Raw genomic sequence first — 23,460 nt, 5'->3', positions numbered from 1 at the left:
GAGCTTTACTTTGCTCGTCAAGAGGTCGTCAGGGGATGCGTGAGAATGACGGCATGACCACCAGCAGCGAGGAGAGCGCCGAGCAGCGCTGGAACCGGCAGCGACTGCGCAGCACCAACGAACGACTGCTGCTCGACCGGCTGCGAACTGGCGGAGCCGCCTCGCGGGCTCAGCTCGCTCGCGAGACCGGCCTGTCGAAACCCACCGTCTCCAGCGCCCTCGCCGCGCTGGAACAGGCAGGCCTGGTACGGCAAGCGGGCACCCACGCCCCCGAACGCGGCCGCGTCGCCGTCCTCTACGCCCCCGACCCGGCCGCCGGATACGCGCTGGGCATCGACATCGGCCGCGACTGGCTGCGGGTCGCGCTCGCCGATCTGGACGGCTCGGTCGTCACCCGTACCGACGTACGCAACCGCGCCCGCACCTCGGCCACCATGGCCGACCTGGTCGTCGCCACCGCCCACCGGGTCGTCGCCGAGAGCGGAGTCGATACGGACAAGGTCGCCCAGGCCGTGGTCGGCACGCCGGGCGTGTACGACGAGGAACAGCACCGCGTGCGCTATGCCCTGCATCTGCCGGGCTGGGGCCGCGCCGGGCTCTTCGACCGGATGCGCGAGCAGCTGGGCGTACCGCTCGCCGTCCACAACGACGCCAACCTCGCGGCACTGGGCGAGTACACCTTCGGTGTCGGCTCCGGAAGCAGGCTCTTCGTCTACGTGATGATCGGCACCGGACTCGGCATGGGCATCGTCAGCGAGGGGCGCCTGTTCACCGGCGCGCACGGAGGCGCCGGCGAGATCGGTTTCCTGCCGTGGCCCGGCCGGCACAAGCCCGACACCCTGGAGGACGCGGTCTCGGGCGAGGCCGTCGTCGAGGCCGCCCGCGCGCTCGGCATGACGGGACCGCTGACCGCGAAGGACGTCTTCGACGCGGCGCGCCGCGACAACCCCGCTGCGGTCAAGGCGGTCCGTCAGGAGGGCGAACGGCTCGCCCACACCGTCGCCGCGGTGGCCGCGGTCCTCGACCCCGATCTCGTCGTACTCGGCGGAGGCGTCGGTCACAGCGCGGACCTGCTGCTGCGCACCGTGCAGGACACGCTCAAGTCCCTTACGCCACTGCGTCCGAAGGTCGCGCCGAGCGTACTGGGCGAGGACGCGGTGCTGCTGGGGGCCGTGGCCACGGCCCTGGGCACGGCGCGGGACCTGGTCTTCGAACGGCGCGGGCCGGCCTGAGCAGTCTCGTACGACTCACAACTGTGCGCGGTCCGGCTGCCGTTCGCGCAGAACGGCCGCGATCCGCAGGCACCAGGCGCGGTTGTCCTCCTCGAAGGCCAGACCGCGCAGACAGGTCAGATACGGCCCGATCCGCTCGCCCCGGCGCAGGAACTCCTCCTCGTCCATCTCGCCGCGCATCTTGCGCAGAAGCTTGCCGAAGAGCTCGATCTTGGCGGCTGCGACGGACGCGCGCTCTTCGAGCTGTTCGATCACCGGCCCGGTGCCGATGCGGTCGGCGGCCTGGACCTTGACGAGCAGGTCGTCGCGGATGAAGGAGGGCTTGGACGCGGTCGCGGCGAACTGTTCCAGCTCGGCGAGACCTGCGTCGGTGACGGTGAACAGGCGCTTGTTGGGCCGGGTTTCCTGCACCACCTGGCGACCTGCGACCAGCCCGTCCTTCTCCAGCCGGGCCAGCTCGGCGTAGAGCTGCTGAGGCAGGGCATGCCAGAAGTTCGCGACGCCGACGTCGAACGCCTTGGCCAGTTGGTAGCCGCTGTGTTCGCCGTCCAGCAGCGCCGCCAGCACGGCATGTCGCAAAGCCATCGCGGCAGCCCCTTCCCTCGGTCTCTGTCCGCATGATACTCAAGAAAGTGACTAATCAGATTCTTGAGTAATCGGTCCCAGTAAGAATCTGGGCATCAGGAGGAATCATGGAGACTGCCGAACGCTTCCGCGCCGCCGTGGAGAAGCGGGATCTCAGTGCACTGGAAGACCTGTTCACCGAGGACATCCGCTTCTACAGCCCGGTGAAATTCACCCCCTTCGAAGGGCGGCCGATGGTGCTCGGTCTCCTCGGCGTCCTACTGCGCACCTTCGAGGACTTCCGCTACGTCGGACAGCTCGCCGGCACGGCGCAGACCAGCACGGACGGCGACGAGACCCCCTCGGAGATCCTGATCTTCCGGGCCGTCGTGAACGGCAAGGAGATCCACGGCCTCGATCTCCTGCAGTTCGACGAGGCAGGCCTGATCAAGGAGTTCACCGTGATGGTCCGTCCGCTGTCCGCTGTCGAGGTCATGAGGGACGCGGTCTTCGCGGGCCTGGTCGCCGCCGGCCTCGTCCCCGACCCTGCCGCGGGCTGACCCGGCGCCCGCATCGGTCCGATGCCGATTCGCGCGCATCGATCCATGCCCGACTCGCCCGTGTCGCTGTTGAGCCGAACGGGTGAGGGGCGCGAGGATGGTGCGCATGAGTAGGTACGAGAGGTACGACGTCACCGACGAGCAGTGGGAGGGGCTGGCCCAGGTCGTCCCGCTGCGCAGCCGTAACGAGTGGCCCTCGCGAGTCGACCACCGCACGGTTCCGCAGGACTACGCGGCGGCCGAGCAGCGTCGTTTCGTCGTCCTGCGGGTCCAGGTCTTCGCCGACGCGCGCGAGGTCGCCGAATACCTCGTCGCGCAGATCCCGGTGCTGCTCGATCTCACCGGCGCCGACACCGAAGTCGCCAAGCGCATCCTGGACTTCAGCAGCGGAGTCGTCTTCGGACTGGGCAGCGGGATGCACCGGGTCGACCGTAACGTCTTCCTCCTTGCGCCGATCGGCACGGAGGTCGAAGGGATCGCGGCCGCCGCAGTCCCCCGTTCGTAGGAAGGTCGTGCAGAGGGAACGGTTCCGCGCGCTGCACGCTGCGTACCGTCCCGATCATGAACGCGACCTCCCCCGCAGGGCCCCCGCTCACGCCGGTACGCACCCGACCCGCACACACGCCGCCCACCGGCGCGAACAGCGCCCGCCCCACCGTCATCGAACTGCGGCTCTCCGCCTTCAGGGCCCACCGGGGCGCGACCCTCCCCCTCGGTCCGCTGACGCTCTTCGCGGGCGCCAGCGGCAGCGGCAAATCGAGTGCCCTGCAGGCGTTCGAGGCACTGGCACGCCTGGGCGCGGGCGAGGAACTCGAAAGCGTCTTCCCCGAACCCTCGGCATGTGTGCCGGAGTCGGCCGGGGCCGACGGGCAGGGGCGGCGGGGATTCAGGATCGGCTGCACGGTCGACGGCCCGGCCGGTCCGGTACAGCTCGACCTCGCCGTGCAGGCCGAGCCCGAACTGCGGGTCGTCGGCGAACGGTTGACCAGCTGCGGACGGATCCTGCTGGCCACCGCGCTGCGCGATCCCGGACGGTCCACGGTGCAGGCGGCATGGCACACGGCCGGCGCGGTCGCGGTCACGCGCGCACCGCTCCCGGACGACCGGCTCGGCACGGCGCTGCTGCCGCTGCGCGTGGCCGGTAAGACCCAGGGCCAGTTACAGGTGCTTGCCGCCGCCGAACAGGTCGTCGTCGCGCTGAGGTCGGTCTTCGCCTGCGATCCGCAGCCGCACCGGATGCGCGAGCCGGTCGCGGCGGGCGAGGGACGGCTGCGGCGCGGCTGCGACAACCTCGCCGAGGTGCTGCACCGGACGCGGAGCGAGTGCGCCATCCGGCACGCGCGGCTGGCCGCGGCGGCACGGGTGGGGTGCGCGGGCGCCGTGGAGGAGCTGGCCGTCGAGGACTTGGGCGACGGGACGGTACGGGCGCTGCTGGGCCGGGGCGGAGCGCGCGTCGCGACCCCCGTGGGGCGGCTCGGGGAAGGCGAGTTGAGATATCTGGCCCTGGCCCTGGTGCTGCTCACCGGGCCGGGGGTGCTGGCCATGGACCAGGCTGCCGAGGTCCCGGCCGCGTACCAGGCGCTCACGGTGCTCGCGGACGGATTCGACCGCTGCATGGATCCCCGGCAGACGCGCCAACTGGTGGCACTGGGCGTGGAGATGGCGGCGAGGGGGCATGTCCGGCTGGTGGGGGCCGTCGCCGACGCGTCGTATGCGCGCGGAGTGGACGGTGTGACGGTGGTAGACCTGGTTACGTGACGAGAGAAGACGACGGACTGGATGTGGCGGGGTTGCAGCGCCGGCTCGCGGAGTTCGCGGCGGCGCGGGGCTGGGAGCCGTACCACACCCCGAAGAATCTGGCGGTGGCGCTGAGCGTCGAGGCCTCCGAACTGGTCGAGATCTTCCAGTGGCTCACCCCCGAGCAGTCGGCCCGGGTGATGGACAAGGAGGACTCGGCGCACCGGGTGCGGGACGAGGTCGCCGATGTGCTCGCGTATCTGTTGCAGTTCTGCGAGGTGCTCGGCATCGACGTGCTGGCGGCGCTCTCCGAAAAGATCGACCGGAACGAGATTCGCTTCCCGGCGAAGTGATTCCGGGCGGGTCTCATACCCCGGCAATCAGGGCGCCGTCACTCTATGGAGTTGTCGAGTTATCCACAACGGCCTTGGTGTCCACAGATTTCCGAATTCCCCTGGCTTTCAGGCTCAACCGCCTTCACTCTGGGTAATGAACTGAGTGGGCAGTAAGTCGTACGAACGGGGGCGGCGTACACATGGACGCGGAGCGGCTCATCGGGCTCAGTCGGCACGCCTTGGCGCAGAGCCGTGAAGTGCCCGACATCGTGGCGGAGGCGTGGCAGGCACAGGCCCTCGCCCAGGCGATCGGAAGCAGGCTGGCGGCGTACGGACCGCCGGAGTTGAGAGGTGAGGCAAGAGGGCTCTGTGAGATCGGTGGACGCGGGTGCGGAGTGCTCGACCATCCGATGGTGCGCAGCGGCGGGGTCAGGGCCGCGCAGCTGTCCGAAGTGGCGGATGCGCGCAGGACGTTGATCGGGCTGAGTGTGCTGCTGGCGGATGTGGGCATCGCCCTGGTCGGGGTCGCGTGCTCCACCGACGAGGAGGGGCTGTACTGGCAGTGCATCGAGGCGATCGACGCCGCCGACGAGTCGAGCGACCGGGTACGCGGGATGCTGCGGCGGCTCACGGTGCGGGACGGCGACAGGCCTCCCGAAGCTGTCCTGGGCAGAGCGGGTCCGGCGCCTGCGCCGGAGGTGCGGGAGGCTCCCGTGGCGTCGAAGGTGCCGAGGGTGACCGGGGTGCGGGAGCCGTCGGGCCCGCCGGCCCCTTCCCGAGCGCCGGGCTCCCCCGGACGGTCGGGCTCCTCGGGCCCGCCAGGCTCCTCAGGACTTCCGGGCTCATCCGGACTTCCGGGCTCGTCCAGCTCGGCGGACGGCGCGGGCATATCCGTCGATGCGGTGGACGCGTCGGCGCGGTCGTCGTGAGGTCGGACGCACTGCGCGATGGGCAGCGGGCGCCGCCGGGCTGAGGACTCTCACCCGACCGGGCCAGTGCGGGTCTGGCCAGGACCGTGGGGTTGGCGGCCGTTCGAAGGTGCAGGATGGATGCATGGATCTTCGAATCTTCACCGAGCCCCAGCAAGGGGCGAGCTACGACACCCTGCTGACCGTTGCCAAGGCCACCGAGGACCTCGGATTCGACGCCTTCTTCCGCTCCGACCACTATCTCGCCATGGGGTCCGCCGACGGACTGCCCGGACCGACCGACGCCTGGATCACCCTGGCCGGGCTGGCCCGGGAGACCAAGCGGATCCGCCTCGGCACGCTGATGACCGCGGGCACGTTCAGGCTGCCGGGAGTGCTGGCCATCCAGGTCGCCCAGGTCGATCAGATGTCGGGCGGCCGGGTCGAGCTTGGCCTCGGCGCGGGCTGGTTCGAGGAGGAGCACAGGGCGTACGGCATTCCGTTCCCCAAGGAGAAGTTCGCGCGGCTGGAGGAGCAGCTGGCGATCGTCACCGGGCTGTGGGGCACGGAGACCGGCAAGACCTTCTCGTACGAGGGCAGGCACTACCAGCTCGCCGACTCGCCCGCGCTGCCCAAGCCTGTCCAGGGGAAGGTGCCGGTGCTGATCGGCGGGCACGGGGCGACCCGCACCCCGAGACTGGCCGCGCAGTACGCCGACGAGTTCAACATCCCGTTCGCCTCGATCGAGGACAGCGAGCGGCAGTTCGGCCGGGTCCGCGCCGCCGCTGAGGCGGCCGGGCGTGGCCCGGACGACCTGGTGTATTCCAACGCCCTGGTCGTCTGCGTGGGCAAGGACGACGCAGAGGTGGCGCGCCGCGCCGCCGCCATCGGACGGGAGGTGGAGGAACTGAAGGCGAACGGCCTGGCCGGCTCGCCCGACGAGGTGGTCGACAAGATCGGGCGGTACGGCGCGATCGGTGCGTCCCGTATCTACCTCCAAGTCCTGGACCTCGACGACCTCGAGCATCTGGAGCTGATCTCGGCCCAGGTCCAGTCCCAGCTGAGCTGATCCCTGTGCGCCCCGCCCGCCTCCTCGCCTCCGCCCTGGCCGAAGGTGTCGTCGTCCTCGACGGCGGCCTCTCCAACCAGCTGGAGGCACAGGGCTGCGATCTGTCCGACGAGCTCTGGTCGGCGCGGCTGCTCGCCGACGATCCCCGCGAGATCGAGACGGCGCACGCGGCCTACGTGCGGGCGGGTGCGCAGGTGCTGATCACCTCCAGCTACCAGGCCACCTTCGAGGGCTTCGAGCGGCGTGGAGTCGCACGGGAGGAGGCGGCGGGGCTGCTCGCCCGCAGTGTTGAACTGGCGCACACTGCAGGTGAGTTGGTTCCGCACGAGGTGTGGGTCGCGGCATCGGTCGGGCCGTACGGGGCGATGCTGGCTGACGGCAGCGAGTACCGGGGGCGGTACGGGCTGTCCGTGCGGGAGCTGGAGCGTTTCCACCGGCCGAGGATCGAGGCCCTCGTCGCGGCGGGCCCCGATGTGCTCGCGCTGGAGACGGTGCCGGACATGGACGAGGCGGAGGCCCTGCTGAGGGCGGTGGACGCGTACGGGCTGCCGGTCTGGCTCTCGTACACGATCACCGGCGAGCGCACCCGGGCCGGGCAGGAGCTGGCGGCGGCCTTCGCCCTTGCCGCAGGACGCGACCAGGTGATCGCGGTGGGGGTGAACTGCTGCGATCCGCACGACGCGGACCGCGCGGTGGAGCTGGCGGCGGCGGTCACCGCCAAGCCGGTCGTTGTCTATCCGAACAGTGGGGAGCGGTGGAACGCCGAGGAAAGGAGGTGGCGGGGCGGGTCGACGTACGACCCGGGCAGGGTGCGGGACTGGCTGGGGTCCGGGGCCCGGCTGGTGGGCGGCTGCTGCCGGGTGGGGCCGGGGCAGATCGCCCAGCTCGCGAGGGCCGTCACGGAGGTCACCGAGGGCGGCGGCCGGTAGGGACGCGGGGGGCGCGGTGCGTGTCGGACAGCGCGCCCCGGGCTGCCCGCACGCGGCGGGAATTCCCTGGTCGGGACGGGTGAATCCAGCCATACTCGGACGCGTGTTCCTGACGATCAGTACGACCGGTACCCCAGAGCGTCCCGCGACCGACCTCGGTTTTCTGCTGCACAAGCATCCCGACAAGGCGCAGACGTTCTCCACCTCGCACGGCACGGCGCATGTCTTCTATCCCGAGGCGTCCGCCGAGCGCTGCACGGCCGCGCTGCTGCTGGAGGTGGATCCGGTGGCGCTGGTGCGGCGCGGCAAGGGGAAGGGCCGCGGTGGAGCGCCCGATTCGGCGCTCGCGCAGTACGTGAACGACCGGCCCTACGCCGCGTCCTCGCTGCTGGCGGTCGCGCTGAGCAGTGTGTTCAAGAGCGCCCTGCGAGGCGTGTGCGCCGCGCTGCCCGGGCGGGCCGAGGCCCCGATGCCGCTGCGTGTCGAGGTGCCCGCGCTGCCCGCGCGCGGTGGCGCCGAGCTGGTCCACAAGCTCTTCGGGCCGCTGGGCTGGACATCGGTCGAGGTGGAGCCGGTCGCGCTGGATGAGAAGTTCCCGCAGTGGGGCGACTCGCGTTACGTACAGCTGGTGCTGGAGGGGGAGCTGCGGCTCGCCGACGCGCTGCGGCAGTTGTACATCCTGCTGCCGGTGCTCGACGACGCCAAGCACTACTGGGTCGCGCCCGACGAGGTGGACAAGCTGCTGCGCGCCGGCGAGGGCTGGCTGGCCGAGCACCCCGAGCAGAAGCTGATCACCAGCCGCTATCTGTCCCGGCGCTGGGGGCTGACGCGGCAGGCGATGGAGCGCCTTGAGCTGGTACGGCTCGCCGAGACCGACGACCTGGAGGTCGAGGCCGTCGACAACGCCGTGGACGAGACGACCGATACGGAAGAGAAGCCGGTGCCGCTGGCCGAGCAGCGGCGGGACGCGATTCTCGAGGCGCTCCGCGGTGCCGGGGCGAGCCGGGTGCTCGACCTGGGCTGTGGCCAGGGCCAGTTGGTGCAGGCGCTGCTCAAGGACGTTCGCTTCACCGAGATCGTCGGGGTGGACGTCTCGGTGCGTGCGCTCACCATCGCCGGGCGGCGGCTGAAGCTGGACCGGATGGGCGAGCGGCAGGCCGCGCGGGTCACGCTGCTCCAGGGCTCGCTCACGTACACCGACAAGCGGCTCGCGGGTTATGACGCGGCCGTACTGAGCGAGGTCATCGAGCACCTGGATCTGCCGCGGCTGCCCGCGCTGGAGTACGCGGTGTTCGGATCCGCACGGCCGCAGACGGTGATCGTGACCACGCCGAACGTCGAGTACAACGTGCGCTGGGAGACGCTCCCCGCCGGGCATGTCCGCCACGGCGACCACCGCTTCGAGTGGACGCGTGCGGAGTTCCGCGCATGGGCCGGGGCGGTGGCCGAACGAGACGGCTACGACGTCGAGTTCGTGGCCGTGGGGTCCGACGACCCCGAGGTGGGGCCGCCCACTCAGATGGCTGTGTTCAGCAGAAACGACAAGACCGAGACCGAGAAGGAGGCGAAGGCCGCATGACCACGTCCGCCACGACCACCGCGCCCGTGAAGCGCAGGCTCCCGGTGACCGACCTGTCCCTCGTCGTCCTCGTCGGCGCCACCGGATCGGGCAAGTCCACCTTCGCCCGCAAGCACTTCAAGCCCACCGAGGTCATCTCCTCGGACTTCTGCCGCGGCCTCGTCGCCGACGACGAGAACGACCAGAGCGCGAGCGGCGACGCCTTCGACGTACTGCACTACATCGCGGGCAAGCGCCTCGCGGCCGGACGGCTGACCGTCGTCGACGCCACCAACGTCCAGCCGGAGAGCCGCAAGCAGCTGGTGCGGCTGGCGCGCGAGTACGACGTGCTGCCGATCGCGATCGTCCTCGATCTGCCGGAGGAGGTGTGCGCCGAGCGCAATGCCGGGCGCCCCGACCGGGCCGGGATGCCCCGTCATGTCATCCAGCGCCACCGCCGCGAACTGCGTCGTTCGCTGCGCGGCCTGGAGCGCGAGGGCTTCCGCAAGGTGCACGTCCTGCGCAGCGTGGAGGAGGTCGAGGCCGCCGAGGTCGTCCTGGAGCGCCGCTATAACGACCTCACCCATCTCACCGGCCCCTTCGACATCATCGGCGACATCCACGGCTGCAGCTCCGAGCTGGAGACCCTGCTCGCCAAGCTCGGCTATGTGGACGGAGCACACCCCGAAGGCCGTACGGCCGTCTTCGTGGGTGACCTGGTCGACCGGGGACCCGACAGCCCCGGCGTCCTGCGCCGTGTGATGAGCATGGTCGCCTCCGGCCACGCTCTGTGCGTGCCGGGCAACCACGAGAACAAGCTCGGACGCTGGCTCAAGGGCAGGAACGTCCAGCACACCCACGGACTGGCCGAGACCATCGAGCAGCTGGAGAAGGAGGACGACGCCTTCCGCGAGCAGGTACGGGAGTTCATCGACGGACTCGTCAGCCACTACGTCCTCGACGAGGGCAAGCTCGTCGTCTGCCACGCCGGTCTGCCCGAGAAGTACCACGGGCGCACCTCGGGACGGGTCCGCTCGCACGCGTTGTACGGCGACACCACCGGCGAGACCGACGAGTTCGGCCTGCCCGTGCGCTACCCGTGGGCGGAGGACTACCGCGGCCGGGCCGCAGTGGTTTACGGCCACACACCCGTGCCCAACACCTCATGGATCAACAACACCATCTGCCTGGACACCGGAGCGGTTTTCGGCGGCAAGATGACCGCGCTGCGCTGGCCGGAGCGCGAGCTCGTCGACGTACCGGCCGAGAAGGTCTGGTACGAGCCGGCCAAGCCGCTCGGCACCGAGGCTCCGGGCGGTCGCGAAGGCAGGCCGCTCGACCTCGCCGATGTGCAGGGGCGCCGGGTCGTGGAGACCCGGCACATGGCCCGCATCGGCGTGCGCGAGGAGAACGCCGCGGCGGCGCTCGAAGTCATGAGCCGTTTCGCGGTCGACCCGCGGCTGCTCACCTACCTGCCGCCGACGATGTCGCCGACCGCGACCTCGAAGGAGGAGGGCTATCTGGAGCACCCGGCCGAGGCCTTCGCCCAGTACCGGGCGGACGGCATCGCCAAGGTCGTGTGCGAGGAGAAGCACATGGGCTCCCGGGCGGTGGCGCTGGTCTGCCGTGACGCCGGGGCGGCGCGGGAGCGCTTCGGGGTCGACGGCCCCACGGGCGCGCTGCACACCCGTACCGGACGACCGTTCTTCGACGACCCCTCGGTCACCGAGGAGATCCTCGACCGGCTGCGCACGGCCGTCACGGCGGCCGGGCTCTGGCAGGAACTGGCCGCATCCGACAGCGCCTCCGGCGCGTGCGACTGGCTTCTGCTGGACGCCGAGCTGATGCCCTGGTCGCTCAAGGCGTCCGGGCTGCTGCGCTCGCAGTACGCGGCGGTGGGAGCCGCATCCGGCGCCGTCTTCCCGGGCGCCACGGCTGCCCTCGAAGCGGCCGTCGCACGCGGCGTCCCGGTGGACGCGCTGCTCGCCAAGCAGCGCGACCGGGCCGCCGACGCCGCTGCCTTCACCGAGTCGTACCGGCGCTACTGCTGGACGACCGAGGGGCTGGACGGGGTGCGTCTCGCGCCGTTCCAGATTCTCGCCGTGCAGGGGCGTTCGCTCGCCTCCGTGCCGCACGACGAGCAGTTGGCGTGGCTGGACCGGCTGGTGGAGCACGACCCGACGGGTCTGCTCCAGGTCACCCGTCGCCTCCTCGTCGAGACAGCCGACGAGGCCTCGGTCGGCGCCGGAGTCGACTGGTGGCTGGAGATGACCGGCAGGGGTGGCGAAGGCATGGTCGTCAAGCCGCTGCAGGCCCTTTCGCGGGACGGCAAGGGCAGGCTCGTGCAGCCGGGCATCAAGGTTCGCGGCCGCGAGTACCTGCGGATCATCTACGGCCCCGAGTACACCCGCCCGGAGAACCTGGAACGGCTGCGCAACCGGTTCCTGAACCACAAGCGCTCGCTGGCGCTGCGGGAGTACGCGCTGGGGCTTGAGGCCCTGGACCGGCTTGCCGGCGGGGAGCCGCTGTGGCGGGTCCACGAAGCGGTGTTCGCGGTGCTGGCACTGGAGTCGGAGCCGGTCGACCCCCGCCTCTGAGGGGTGTCCGGCGGATCGGGCTGGATCCGCCGGACATCCTAATCGGACTCCTGATCGACGGTACGAGGGGCGCACGGGTGCGGGTGAGGGGCGCACGCCGGTTTCTCGTTGACGCTCAAGTGCCGGGACACCTAGCGTTTTTCACCCACCCCGCTGTGTGACGTGACATCAACTCTGAGGCTGAGAACGCCACTTGACGTGGGAGGAAGCACACACCGACAGAAGCCGTGGTCCCCCGGAAAAGGGCCAGATGGATCGTTGTGGGGGAGCGATGAGTCTGTTCGGCCAGGACCGCTCGTTCCTCGAAGCCCTCAGCGTTCAGGACCGCCGGGCGCTGCTTGCCGAGGGTGCACCCCGTACCTACGAACCCGGCGACGTGATGATCCGCGAACGGGACACCACGACCTATGTGCTGGCGCTGCTCTCCGGATGGGCCGTCGTCTCGGTCGAGACGGAGCGCAGCGCCCGGCTCATCCTCGCGCTGCGCGGCGCGGGCGAGGTCGTGGGTGATCAGGCCGCCGTCGACCAGGGTTCTCGCAGCGCCACCGTCACCGCACTCGGCCGGGTGGACGCGGTGGCCGTGTCCGGCGTGCGTTTCCGGGGCTTCCTCGCCGCCCGGCCGCACGCCACATCGCTGATCATGCGTCAGCTCAGCACCAGGCTGCGCAGCTCCGACATCGAGCGCCGCTCCCTCGCCTCCGGGACCGTCCTGCAGCGGCTGGCCGCCCGCCTCGTCGAGCTCGCCGAGCGGGCCGGTCGCCGTGCCGACGAAGGCATCGTGCTCGAACTTCCCTTGCCGCAGCACGACCTGGCGGCAGCCATAGGAGCGACCCGGGAGGCGGTCGCCAAGGCATTGCGCCTGCTCAGGGAGCAGGACGTCGTCCGTACAGCCAATCGCCAAGTGATCGTCACCGATCTTCAGGTGCTCCTGCTGCTCGCCCAGGGCCGGGGGCAGCCACCGGGGACACGTCCGTCGGAGAAATCTCCGCCGGCTGTGTAAACGGCTACATCGCCGGTTGCCGAGCGCGGCAAGAGTTGTCCTGTCACCAAGCGCCACAGCACACGCAGGGAGTCCCAGTGAGCAGTGCGGGAGCCGTCCACAGACTGGTCGTCTTCGGAGACGCCTGTGGTTCGGGGGAGTTGGGCCTGGAAGCCAAGAAGCGCATGCGCGCCGCGATGTACGAGGCGTTCGCGGAGGCTTACGCATCCGTCGGCATCGAGCCGGGCCGGGTTCACCAGGAGGACAGGGGGGACGGCATACTCGCGGCCCTGCAGCCCGAGGTGCCGCCGACCCTCATGGTCGGCAGGTGGGTCGACACCCTCTACGAGAGCCTGCGGGAGCTCAACGACGGCAGCGCACAGCGCTTGCGGTTACGTGTCGGCATGAACGCGGGCCTCGTCCTCAACGACGGCAAAGGCCTTGTGGGACGCGCGGTGGACCTCGCCTGCCGGCTGTGCGACAGCGCCGCGGCGAAGCGGGTCATGACCAACGCCGCCGACGCCGACCTGCTGATCGTGGTCTCCGACTGGCTGTACGCCAATGTGGTCGCCGAGGGCGGGCGCTATGTCGAGCCGGGCCACTACCGCCAGGCGCCGGTGAAGAACAAGGAGACCGACGAGGCGGCATGGTTCCTCATTCCCCGCCGGCCGGAGCCGCCGCTCGGCGGTCCGGCCGGGCATCAGACCGGCGGTGGGCCGAAGGGGGACGGCCCACCGCCTCCTTCCCCGCCGGAAGTGAACCCCGCAGCGGGCGATGAGCCGCCGACGAAGCCGACGCCGACGCCGACGCAGCAGTACAACGCCCAGGGAGACATGCAGATCTTCAAGGGCAACAAGATCCACGGTGGATTCACCGGCATCCGCAAAGACCGCCCGGGCACGGGAGGCGACGCCGCATGAGCGACGAGGACGAGGCCCAGCCCCAGGACGAAAAGAGCGAGGAACCGCAGCCGCAGTCCTCCGCCTCCGAGAACAGCGGCGACTCGGGCGAGCCGCAGCAGCCCGAGGCCAACCCCTTCGAGAAGGCCGGACGCAACCCCCTCGGCGGCGCGGGCGGCACCGGCGGCGCCGGCACCGCGCACGCCGCCCGGCGCACCTTCGCGCCCGGCCGTGCCGAGCGCACGTACGACATCCGCGGCGACGGCCAGGTGTATGAGGGCAATCTCTTCATCGGCCAGTTCGGCCCCGACAGTCAGCCCGTGGTCCAGGGCAGGGTCCCGCAGGAGACGCTGAAACAGCTCGCCGACGTCTACTGCGAGGCCTCCGGCTACCACCGGATGAAGCAACTGCTGCGCACCGACGGCCTTCTGGTGCTGTGCGGCGAACCCGGCAGCGGCCGCAAGGCCACCGCGCTCGCCCTGCTCTCCGAGCTGACGGGCAACCAGGTCACCCGCCTCGACCCCACTCACGCGGTGCACGAGATCAACGAGCAGATGATCGAGAGCGCGGCCGGGCATCTGCTGGAGCTGCCGCAGGACGACGGGCGGCGCGAACCCGAGCGCGGCCGGGGCGAGCACCGCAGGGAAACCCGTAGGCCCAGCCGCCTCTCCGAGCTTCACCTCGACCGCTTCGCCGAACTGCTGCGCAAGGCCGATGCGTACGGAGTGGTGCTGATCGAGAGCGGAGACTTGGCCGACCGGGTGCTCCGCGGCCGCTACGGCATGTACTGCCCGCCCGCCCCCGCCGATGAGGTGCTCCACCGCCACCTGCGGGTGCTGCTCAAGGGCGAGCCGGACGGTGCCCTGGAAAGCGCGCGGGCGCTGGCCGTTCGTACCGATGTGACCGAGGCACTCGGCCTCGACGAGCTGCGGCCCCGGGAAGCCGCCCGGCTCGCCGACCATCTGGCGCGCCGCCAGAAGGGCGAGCTGACGGACGAGCAACTGCTCGACGACTGTGCTTCCTTCGTCCGGGCACAGGCACGCGCGTGGTTCGCGGGGGCCGACCGGCCCGGCACCCTTCCCGAGGCGCAGCCGACGCTGAGCGCCGCCGCCTTCCGTATCGCCGTGGCCGTGTTCAACGGCTCTCCCTACAGCCTCACGGCGGAGGCCGCCGAACTGCTGGCCTGGGAGCTTGCGGTGACCCTCGACCCCGAAGAGCCCACGGGGCGACGGCTCTTCGGCACTCATGCCGAGATCCGCCCGATGGTCGCCCGCTCCGTGCTGGAGGACGGTGAACTCGACCTCGGAGATGCCAAGGTCCCCATGCGGGCCATCCGCTTCCAGGGCGAGGCGCTCGCGACCGCCGTGCTCCGCGAGGTGTGGCACGGCTACCACAATGTGCGCGGCCCCATGGCCCGCTGGCTGCGGGTCCTGTGCGACGACCCGCGCCCCGAGGTGTGGGTGCGCGCCTCCATCGCGGCCGGTGTTCTGTGCTCGTGGGACTGGATCTACGGATTCGGTGAACTGGTGCGCCCCATGGCCACGCTGGACGGCATCGTCCCGCAGATGGCGGCGGCCACGGCGCTCGCCGAGGCGGCGCGCGAGCCGAAGGTGCAGCCTGCTGTCAAGGCGCTGGTGAAGGAGTGGGCGAAGAGCGAGGACGACTCGCTGCGCGACACGGCCGTGCTGGCCCACGGCTATGCCCTGCCGGCCGGATCGGTCAGGTCCTCGCTCGACGCGCTGGCGAGCGTGGTGCGCAAGCTCGACGACGAGGACGCCGCCGTGATCGGCACAGCGTCATTCAGCGTCATGCGGCTCCTTGCGTCCGGTGAGCCCGAGACGGTCGTCGAACGGCTCGTCGACTGGCTGGAGGACGGGCGCCGCAAGCTCGTCGATCTTGTGCTGATCTCCATGATTGGGACGCTCACCATGCGTACCACCTACCTCTGGGGCCTTGACGAGGTCCCCGAACTCGAGCCGTACGACGCACAGCCGCTGCTCGTCGCGCTGCTGGCGACCCGGCCGGAGCTCGCGCCGGATCTGGCGGCCCTGGTGCGGCGCGCCGTGTCCACCGCCCGCGCCGGCGGGACGGCGCTCGACGAGCTGAGCAGCCTGCTGCGCCGGGCCGCCCGCAATGAGGAGGCGCTCGGGCTGGTCTGCGGGTTCCTGCCGCTGCTCGCCACGACGCGCAGGGACCGCGACCGGCTGCGGAGTCTGCTGGCGGACCTCGTCGGGGACCGCGACAGGCCGATGGACAAGGCGGCAGCGGGGCGGATGTGGGACGCCGTGGGTGAAGGAGCTGAGCGATGACCACACGCGGGGAGGACGAGGAGCCGGCGGCGGCCAAGCAGAACCAGGGCTGGGAGTGGAAGCAGAACCAAAGACCGCAGCAGGAGCAGCGCCAGGGGCAGCCCGCGCAGCCGCCGCAGGAGCGGAACCGGGCGCAGAACCCGGCGCAGAACCGGGAACAGCGCCCGTGGCAGCGCGCGGAGCAGGACGGGAACCGGGACGGGAACAGGGACAGGGATATGGACCGGGACAAGGACCGGGAGCAGCACCGGGAGCGTCCCAAGGGGCCACTCGTACGCGAGTGCTCGCCGCCGTACAGACGCCGCAGCGGCCAGATCGTGGCGGTCGTGATGTACGGCAACGGCGGACACAGCGTGGTGTGGCCGGGGCGCCGCGAGAACCACGAGAGGCGGTGGCTGCTCAGCCGCGCCTACACCGTGTTCGAGGTGCTTCTCGGCCGGAACGTCACCGAGTTCGACCTCCGGCTGCCCGCCTCGGGAGACGGAATCTTCTTCGACGCGTCGGCGAAGGTGCACTGGGAGGTCACGGACCCCTATGTGGTGGTCACCCAACGGGTCTGGGACGTCGCCGAGTTGCTGCACGACGAACTTCTCGACGGGCTGCGCGCCGTGTCGCGGCGATTCGCACTCACCGATGCGCAGCGCGCGGACGAGGCGGTACGGGAGGAACTGCGGGCCGGCCGACTGGTCCTGGGCCGCGACCTCGGCCTGCGCACCTGGGTCCATGTCTTCATCGATCTCAACACGGTGGTCCAGCAGAACGTTCAGAAACAGTACGAGGACGCGGCCGAACGGCGGATGGTCGCCGAACGGGCCCGTGAACTGGAGATCCTGCTGCGCCGCGGCGAGGAAGCCGAGATCGCGCACCACATGGCGCAGAACCCCGACAAGCAGTGGGAGATCCGGCGCGCGATCCGGCAGGAGAAGCGTGATGGCCAGGCCGACTTCCTCGCGGTGTTCAACCGGCTCATCGACAGCGGCGTCCTGGAGCGTCACGACATCGGGGAGCCGATGTACGAGGTGCTGCAGTTCCTGCGGGAAAGCACCGGCGGTGTGCTCGGCGGAGTCGTCGACCATGTGCTGCCCCGGTCGGGCGCGCAGCGCCCCGCGCTCGAGGAACGGGCGATGCGGCCGGAGCCGCGGCGGCCCTCCTGGGACGAGGAGGCACCGGCCGGGTGGGACGAGGAGGCACCGGCCGGGCTCGGTTCGGGCTCCGGTTCGCGCGACAATTCGGGTTCCGATTCGGGAACCGGTTCGCCGGACGGTTCGCCGGACGGTTACGCCGCGGGCCCGGGCGATCCGCATGTGTACGAACCGACCCGGGTGGAGTCGGCCGCCGAACGGGACCTCGACGAGCGGCGCCGGTCCCGGCGCCGTCCCGCCAAGCCCAGCGAGGCATTCGACGACTGGGACGACGAATGAGCTCCGGCGCCTTGGGGCCCGGCCGGCCGGGGCCCACCGCGCCCGAGGATGTCCGCTTCATGGCGGAACGTCTGCTGACCTCGGTCCGCGAGGACATCGGCAGAGCCGACACGAAGGCGGCGATCCTGCTCTCCGGCGCCGTCGCCTTCCTCGCCGTCGTGGCCTCCAAGGGGCAGACCCCGCTGCCCGCCGCGGACTCGGTGCCGCCGCTTCTCGTCGTGGGTGGACTGTTCTGGAGCGCGGGCGTGCTGATGCTCGTCGCCGTGATCCTGCCGCGAACCCGGATCGGCGCCGACCGCACCCTGCTGCGCGACCTGGCGACCCGCGCCACGTCCGAACAACTGCTGGCTCGCCTCGCCGCGTCGGGCGAGGACGTCACCGGCTGGCTGCTCGACCAGGCGAGCGTGCACGGAGCTGTGCTCGCCGCGAAATACCGGTGGCTGCGCCTGGGCGTGTGTTCCCTCGCGCTCGGCGCGCTACTGGCCCTCTTCAGTGAACTGTGGTGAGAAGACGATGCAGCTGAGAAGCAAGGCGGGCGCGCTGGTTGTGACCGGTGTGCTGCTGGCCCTGTCCGGGCCGCTGAACGCGACGGCGACGGAGCCCGCCCGCGCCCCCGCCCGTGCCGTGGCCCCCGGCGCGGCGAAAGCCGCGGCGGCCGCGGCGGCCGAAGGCCCGGATCCGATCGACTTCGCCGTGGTCGTCGACCAGTCGAAGTCTCTCGCCGACAAGGATCTGATACGCGAGGTGGAGGCGGCGGCGCTGCTCAGCCAGGGCGAGATCTCCGAGCGTTCCCGCGCCGCCGTCATCGGTTTCGGCAGCTCCGAGAAGGCGGGACAGTCACCGGTGCGGGAGGTGTGCGGGCTGACGGTCGCCGACGCCGCCGGACGGCAGCGCCTGAGCGACTGCGTGCAGCAGCTGTCCCACAGAGACCCCAAACACACAGGCCCCGGAACCGACTTCCCGGCCGCGGTGCGCCAGGCCGTCGACCGGCTGTCCGAGGGCACGGACACCGCCGTCCCGAAGGTCGTCTTCCTGCTCACCGACGGCAAGCTCGACGTCAGTGACAGCCCGGAGTACGGCACCGACGCCGCCAGCCGCCAGGCCAACGGCGCCAAGCGGCTGACCGAAGAACTCGCCCGCGCCCGCAGCGAGTCCGTCCAGATCTGGCCGCTCGGCTTCGGCAGCGAGATCGACAAGGCGGCCCTGACCGCGATGGCCGAGGGCGGCTACCGCAACGGCTGCGCCGATCTGCCCGGCGCCACCCCCCGGATGCGCGTGGTGGACAGCTCGGCGGAGATCGACCAGGCGCTCCAGGAGACCTTCGCAGCGGCCCGCTGCGCCCAGATCGCGCAAGGAACGGTCGGAAAGCCCCCGGCCAATCTGACGGTGACGATCCCGCCGATCGCCACCGACGGCTCGATCACCGTCAGCAAGCACGACCCCAAGGTGTCGGTCACGTACTACGATCCGAGCGGCCGAAAGGTGCCCACCCAGGGGGAGTTCGACGGCTCGAGCTTCGAGACCAGCGGCCAGGACGGACCGGTCGAGGCGCTGCGGGTGAAGAACCCGCTGCCGGGCCGCTGGCGCGTCCACGTCGAGGCGCCCGAGGGTCACCGGGACCGGGAGGTCGCCGTCCGCGCCATCTGGCAGGGCAGGCTGCGTTCCGCGGTGACCCTGGACCCGGCATCCCCGAGGGCGGGAGAGCGTGCCGTCGTCGAGGTACGCATGCAGACCAGGCGCGGCGTCGTGGTCACCGACCCGAGCCAGCTGGCGGGCGTCAAGGTATCCGCGCGGCTGTCCGGAACAGGATTCGCGCCGGTCACCGTGAGCCTCGCGGACGACGGCAGGGAACCGGACCGCCAGGCCCAGGACGTGCGCTTCACGGGCACGCTCACCGTGCCGGCCGGCGCCTCGGGCGATCTCGAACTCACCACCCAGATGGCCGCTCCCGGGGTCACCGCCGACCACCGCCCCCTCCACGCCCGCGTCGCCTCGGGCGCCGAGAAGGTCACCGCGGGACTGACCGTCGAGCGGAAGACCGTGCACCCCGGCGACACCGTCGAAGGCACCCTCGACGTCACCAACAACGACACAGGCCCGCACACCCTGCGCCTCGCCCTCGACGACCAGTCGCCCGGCGCCGCGGTGCGTATCAGCCCGGCCACCGTCACGGCGGCCCCCGGCGAGCGCACCCGCGCCAGGTTCACCCTCTCGCTGGGCCCCGGCACCCCGCTCGGTGAGGTGGGCGGAAGCATCACGGTCGTCGACACCGGCGACGAAGGACGGGTGCTCGACACCTCGTTCCTCGATGTCCGCGTCGAGGCGCCGCCCACCTGGTGGGACCGCTGGTGGGGCCCGGTGACCGGCGGCGCGACGCTGGCGCTGCTGCTCGCGGCCTTCGCGGTCGTACGTCTCGCGGCACGCAGGCGGCGCCGTGATCTGTCCGGCGTACAGCTGGAGTTGAGCACGGATGGCCGGGCGCTCGATGAGCTCACCATCCGGTCGGGGCAGAGCACCGGCGGCGAATTCCACTTCACCGTGGACCGGGCCAGGGGCGCCGCGCCCTCGCTGCAGCGCAGTACCCCCGGAGCGTCCGGGGCCCACCGGCTGCGGCGCACCGGAGGGGGCGAGCTGCTGCTGCGCCCGTCCCAGGGACGCGAAAGCGCCGTACGCGCGGGCGAGGCCACCGGTATCGCCGACGGCCTGGAGCTCGTCGTACGCGACCGGCGCGCTCCGGCCGCACGGCCTTCACGTGGCGGGTGGTCCGGGAGCAGCCGGGGCCGCGGACGTGGCGGGTGGTCCGGCAGCAGCCGGGGCGGCGGACGGACCGAGGGCGAGGGCGAGGCGGGCAGCGCACAGCCGCGAGGCCGCTGGTCGAGGCCCGACCGTGGCGGCGATGCGCCGGACCGCCCGCGCCCGGAGGCCGACCCGGCCGGTAGTGGAGAACAGCCCGCCGGCACGCGCCGGTTCGACCCCAATTTCTGAGTGATGACGGGCTGTCGCGGACAGCCTCAACGGGAGACGAGATGAAGATCTACCAGCCCATGCTCTTCGTCGGCCTGGGCGGAACCGGCGGTCGGATCGGCGCCGAGCTCGAACGCGGTCTGCGCCGGGAGCTGTGCGGCCCCGACGGCACCAACCTGGTGGCCTCCGGCCGCCGCGCCCCCTTCCAGCTGCCGGACCATCTGCAGTTCGTCTACGCGGACTTCAGCGAGGCGGAGCTCGACCGGTTGCCGCAGTTCAGCGCCAAGGGCGTCGAGGCCGCCGCGTACGCGCGTACCTCACGCGTCGTCCACGACCTGCTGCCCACCGGCTATGACAGCTCCCCGGAGGTGACCCGCATGCTGCGGGTCGCCCTGCACGACGAGACCCACAGCTGGCTGCCGCCCCAGGAGCGGCAGCCGCGCGTGGCACCGCTGCACAACGGCGCCGGGCAATTGCCCACGGTGGGCCGGGCTGCCCTCTTCGCCACGCTCCGCAGCGGCCTGGAGCCGGTACTGCGCCAGCTGCGCGCGGCCATCAGCACCATCAGCAACTCCGCCGGAGACCTCCGCGACCTGGGCGGGCGGCAGATCCGCGGCTGCGACGTGTTCGTGGCGTTCTCGGTGGCGGGAGGCACCGGAGCCGGGATCTACTACGACTTCATCCACCTCATCGGGCACGAGTTCCGCAAGTCCAAGGTGCCCGGGGTGAAGATCTATCCGCTGGTCGTCATGCCGTCGGCGTTCCCGCCCGAGGCGGGCGGCGGACGTGAGGCCGAGCTCAACTCCGCCCGCGCGCTGGTGGATCTCTCCCGGCTGGTCGACGACCAGAACGTCCCCGACGCCCACGGCGAGCTCGGGGATGTGGAGCAGCGCGGCTCGATCAGCGTGCGCTATCCCGTGGACGGGGTCGTCGCGCTGCGCCCCTCGACCGTGCAGACGGCCTTCCTCTTCAGTAGGCCCGCCGTCATCCGCCCGGAGGACCTGCGCCGTTCCATCACCGCGATGGTGATGTCGCTCATCGGTACGGAGCTGGGGGACGAGAGCAACCAGGGGCGCTCCGAGGACGACTACCAGTCGTTCGCGGCCAGTTTCGTCAACAAGAGCGTGGAGCGCTCGACCCCGGCCCGCTCCGGCATCGGCTACCGCGGCATGTCGACCAGCCTGGCCGCCTCCCTGACCGTCCCCGTCGACGATCTCGCCGAGATAGTGGCGGGCCGGATGCTCGCCCACGCGGTCCGGGGCATGGCCGAGGACGCCCGGCGTCCCCGCGAGGACGGCACCGAGCGGGTCCGGGAGCTCTTTGAACGCTCGGGCATCGGCAGACTGTGGACCCGTGAGGCTCCGGAGGTCCCGGTCCCCGATCCGCTGCCCAAGGGGTCCAAGCAGATCGGCCAGGCGCTCCGCGACCGGATCGGTGACATGGAGGACCGCCTCGGCCGGCTGGGCCGCGACCTGGAGCGGGAGATGCCGCGGCTGGTCGAGGACTTCAAACCGCAGGCCGGCGCGCGTGAACTCCTGGGCCTGATCGGGCCGTTCCAGCTGGAGCGGACCCTGGCCGGGCTGCCCGGCCATCCTCAGCGGCCCGCGGAGGTCGGGTTCGCCGGGATGCTGGAGAACCGCAAGAACGACCCGGATCGGCCGGACGGTATCCAGCCCTCCGCTCCCAAGATCCCGCGGATCAAGGGCGCCGTGGGCGGTCTCGTACCGGCCCGCTGGGGCGACCCGGACGTCCAGGAGGCGATCGACGAACAGGACGCCTGGTACCGCTGGCGGGCCAACCGGCTGTGGCACCAGGCATGGAAGGAGCAGGAGTCACGGTGGCGGCCCCCGCTGGCCCGCGCGAGCAAGGAGATCGGTGAACTCGCCAGGGCCCTGCGTGCCCACGAGGAGGGCGAGCGCAAGCTGTTCATGGAGCGCCGCAAGGAGCTCTACCGTGACGACCGTACCGGTGTCTCGTATCTGCTCCCGCCGCAGAGCAACCTCAGGGCCTTCTACGACGACGTCTTCGACCGGCTCGTCCAGCACGAGGGTCTGCCGGAGAACACCGATCCCGCCGGGCTGCTGGCCAGACTGATCGAGCCCGAGGACTGGCAGCGCGCGCTGGAAGCCGGACGCCGCTCCCCGCGGGCCGCCGTCAAGGAGATCAAGCAGGTCGTCGAGCAGCGCGTGAAGGGTCTCTTCGGGGAGGCGAGCGTGCTCAACGACCGCCCCCTGCTGCCCTCGATGGCGGTGCTGCTGCGGGCCGCGGCCGGGGACGAGGACGCCGAGGCCACCGTGGACAGCCGCTGGCTGGACCAGTTCCGCTCGCAGCTGGCGGGACTGCTGCCGGTCGGCTTCACCCCCGACGGCAGCGGTCCGCTGAAGGTACTGGTCGTACACCCGCAGAGCGAGGCCGACGGCCGGGCCGCACAGTTCCTGCAGGGGGAGCTGAACCTGCCGCGCGACCCCCAGGCGACCCAGGAGTACCGGGCGGTGGACACCGAGTCCATCACGGTGGTCCTGTTCCGCAGTGGCATGAGTCTGACCGATGTCTCCGAGGTACGGCATGTGCTCAGGCTCTGGGCGGAGGCGCGGGACGCCGCCGGGGTGGACGACTTCCTGCACTGGCGGCAGCGGCTCGGCTACCGCGACGACTGGCTGGCCAGCACGGAGGACGACCGGCAGCGGATTCTGCACCGGATCCTCTGCGCGATGTGGAACGGCCGCGTCGACGTCGAAGGGCCGGCCACATCGCCCCAGTTGATGAGGATCCGGCTCCAGGACGGCGACTCGGCGACCATGACTCTGCGCCTGGAGGCCTTCGACGGATCCGTCTCCAGCTGGGCCGGGCTGCTGCCTGCGTACGAGAGGTGGGCCCTGCTGGACGAGGGGCAGATCATCGAGGACTTCTGCGACCGGCTGATGCGCACCCAGCCCACCGGGCTCGCCACCACGCCCGTGGCTCCCTCGCCGCTGTTCAAGACACTTGTGCACGAGGTGGCTCCGCGGCAGATCGCGCTCCTGGACGAGCTCACCGGGCAGTACGGCAAGGAGGACGAGGAGTGGCTCGTACCCCTGCGGCACTTCTGGGAGCAGACCCTCAAGGGAGCCCTGGAGCTGCGCTTCCCGGGGGCGTCGCGGCCCACCCGGCCCTCGCTTCGGGCACTGGACGAGCGCTGTGCGCGGCAGGCCGCCGAGCAGCCGGACGGGCGCTCCAACGGCGGGCGCAGCGCCGGGGCACCGGCGCCCGGGTGGCTCGAGCCCGAGGCCCCGCGGCGTGAACCGGAACGGCGCGAGCCCCCGAGGCCACGCCAGTCCCCGGAGCACGCGGCGCCGGAAGCCGACACGTCTTCGGCGAGGTACCCCTGGGACCGGGACGGCGGGGAGGAGTGAAGCCGGC

Annotated in this window: 17 protein-coding genes and 1 pseudogene; 17 read left to right on the top strand and 1 reads right to left on the bottom strand. The window is 71.2% G+C overall.

The window, feature by feature from the left end:
- The first annotated feature begins 53 nt into the window (after positions 1 to 53).
- The gene (locus OG905_RS10660; protein WP_328667493.1) at positions 54 to 1,232 is read left to right on the top strand and encodes an ROK family transcriptional regulator; all 1,179 of its coding nucleotides are present in this window, start codon (positions 54 to 56) and stop codon (positions 1,230 to 1,232) included.
- Between the two features lie 15 nt (positions 1,233 to 1,247).
- Here the strand turns inward: OG905_RS10660 and OG905_RS10655 are convergent, their stop codons facing one another.
- Entirely contained in the window at positions 1,248 to 1,817 is a 570-nt protein-coding gene (locus OG905_RS10655) for a PadR family transcriptional regulator (RefSeq protein ID WP_328667492.1), read from the bottom strand.
- Between the two features lie 107 nt (positions 1,818 to 1,924).
- Here OG905_RS10655 and OG905_RS10650 point away from each other — a divergent pair, with 107 nt between their 5' ends.
- The 16 genes and pseudogenes from OG905_RS10650 to OG905_RS10575 all read left to right on the top strand — a co-directional run bounded on the left by OG905_RS10650 (position 1,925) and on the right by OG905_RS10575 (position 23,453).
- Positions 1,925 to 2,356 carry a nuclear transport factor 2 family protein gene (locus OG905_RS10650; RefSeq protein WP_328667491.1) on the top strand — a complete coding sequence of 144 codons (432 nt, stop codon included), beginning with the start codon at positions 1,925 to 1,927 and terminating at the stop codon, positions 2,354 to 2,356.
- 106 nt (positions 2,357 to 2,462) lie between these two features.
- Entirely contained in the window at positions 2,463 to 2,861 is a 399-nt protein-coding gene (locus OG905_RS10645) for a cell division protein SepF (protein ID WP_142213204.1), read from the top strand.
- A gap of 56 nt (positions 2,862 to 2,917) precedes the next feature.
- Positions 2,918 to 4,114, top strand: coding sequence for an AAA family ATPase (locus OG905_RS10640; RefSeq protein WP_328667490.1), 1,197 nt, complete (start codon positions 2,918 to 2,920; stop codon positions 4,112 to 4,114).
- Positions 4,111 to 4,446: a nucleotide pyrophosphohydrolase gene (locus tag OG905_RS10635; protein WP_266481919.1), complete on the top strand. Its 336-nt coding sequence runs from the start codon at positions 4,111 to 4,113 to the stop codon at positions 4,444 to 4,446. The genes OG905_RS10640 and OG905_RS10635 overlap by 4 nt, the downstream gene beginning before the upstream one ends.
- 182 nt (positions 4,447 to 4,628) lie before the next feature.
- Positions 4,629 to 5,123: pseudogene (locus OG905_RS10630) on the top strand (DUF6099 family protein); the annotation flags it as partial.
- Positions 5,124 to 5,481: 358 nt separating this feature from the next.
- On the top strand, positions 5,482 to 6,405 hold the full coding sequence (locus OG905_RS10625; protein ID WP_328667489.1) for an LLM class F420-dependent oxidoreductase: 924 nt from the start codon (positions 5,482 to 5,484) through the stop codon (positions 6,403 to 6,405).
- Between the two features lie 5 nt (positions 6,406 to 6,410).
- Complete coding sequence (gene mmuM / locus OG905_RS10620; RefSeq protein WP_328667488.1) at positions 6,411 to 7,334, top strand: homocysteine S-methyltransferase; 924 nt, start codon at positions 6,411 to 6,413, stop codon at positions 7,332 to 7,334.
- A 103-nt stretch (positions 7,335 to 7,437) separates the two neighbouring features.
- Positions 7,438 to 8,913, top strand: coding sequence for a 3' terminal RNA ribose 2'-O-methyltransferase Hen1 (locus tag OG905_RS10615; protein WP_328667487.1), 1,476 nt, complete (start codon positions 7,438 to 7,440; stop codon positions 8,911 to 8,913).
- Positions 8,910 to 11,489, top strand: coding sequence for a polynucleotide kinase-phosphatase (locus OG905_RS10610; protein ID WP_328667486.1), 2,580 nt, complete (start codon positions 8,910 to 8,912; stop codon positions 11,487 to 11,489). Before OG905_RS10615 ends, OG905_RS10610 begins: the two co-directional genes overlap by 4 nt.
- A 271-nt stretch (positions 11,490 to 11,760) precedes the next feature.
- The gene (locus tag OG905_RS10605; RefSeq protein WP_328667485.1) at positions 11,761 to 12,489 is read left to right on the top strand and encodes a Crp/Fnr family transcriptional regulator; all 729 of its coding nucleotides are present in this window, start codon (positions 11,761 to 11,763) and stop codon (positions 12,487 to 12,489) included.
- A gap of 77 nt (positions 12,490 to 12,566) precedes the next feature.
- A complete protein-coding gene (locus OG905_RS10600; protein ID WP_328667484.1) occupies positions 12,567 to 13,388 on the top strand; it encodes a hypothetical protein in 822 nt (273 codons plus the stop codon).
- Entirely contained in the window at positions 13,385 to 15,676 is a 2,292-nt protein-coding gene (locus tag OG905_RS10595; protein ID WP_328667483.1) for a hypothetical protein, read from the top strand. The genes OG905_RS10600 and OG905_RS10595 overlap by 4 nt, the downstream gene beginning before the upstream one ends.
- Positions 15,673 to 17,097 (top strand): hypothetical protein, encoded by a 1,425-nt coding sequence (locus OG905_RS10590; RefSeq protein ID WP_328667482.1) that lies wholly within the window; start codon positions 15,673 to 15,675, stop codon positions 17,095 to 17,097. The genes OG905_RS10595 and OG905_RS10590 overlap by 4 nt, the downstream gene beginning before the upstream one ends.
- 59 nt (positions 17,098 to 17,156) lie before the next feature.
- On the top strand, positions 17,157 to 17,603 hold the full coding sequence (locus tag OG905_RS10585; RefSeq protein ID WP_266481952.1) for a Pycsar system effector family protein: 447 nt from the start codon (positions 17,157 to 17,159) through the stop codon (positions 17,601 to 17,603).
- Positions 17,604 to 17,610: 7 nt separating this feature from the next.
- On the top strand, positions 17,611 to 20,082 hold the full coding sequence (locus OG905_RS10580) for a vWA domain-containing protein (RefSeq protein ID WP_328667481.1): 2,472 nt from the start codon (positions 17,611 to 17,613) through the stop codon (positions 20,080 to 20,082).
- A gap of 41 nt (positions 20,083 to 20,123) precedes the next feature.
- Positions 20,124 to 23,453, top strand: coding sequence for a tubulin-like doman-containing protein (locus tag OG905_RS10575; protein ID WP_328667480.1), 3,330 nt, complete (start codon positions 20,124 to 20,126; stop codon positions 23,451 to 23,453).
- The last annotated feature ends 7 nt before the right edge of the window (positions 23,454 to 23,460 follow it).

Source organism: Streptomyces sp. NBC_00322 (assembly GCF_036147535.1).
Taxonomy (GTDB): domain Bacteria; phylum Actinomycetota; class Actinomycetes; order Streptomycetales; family Streptomycetaceae; genus Streptomyces.
Note: the sequence above shows the minus strand (reverse complement) of the source record. Positions and strands in the feature narration are given on the sequence as shown.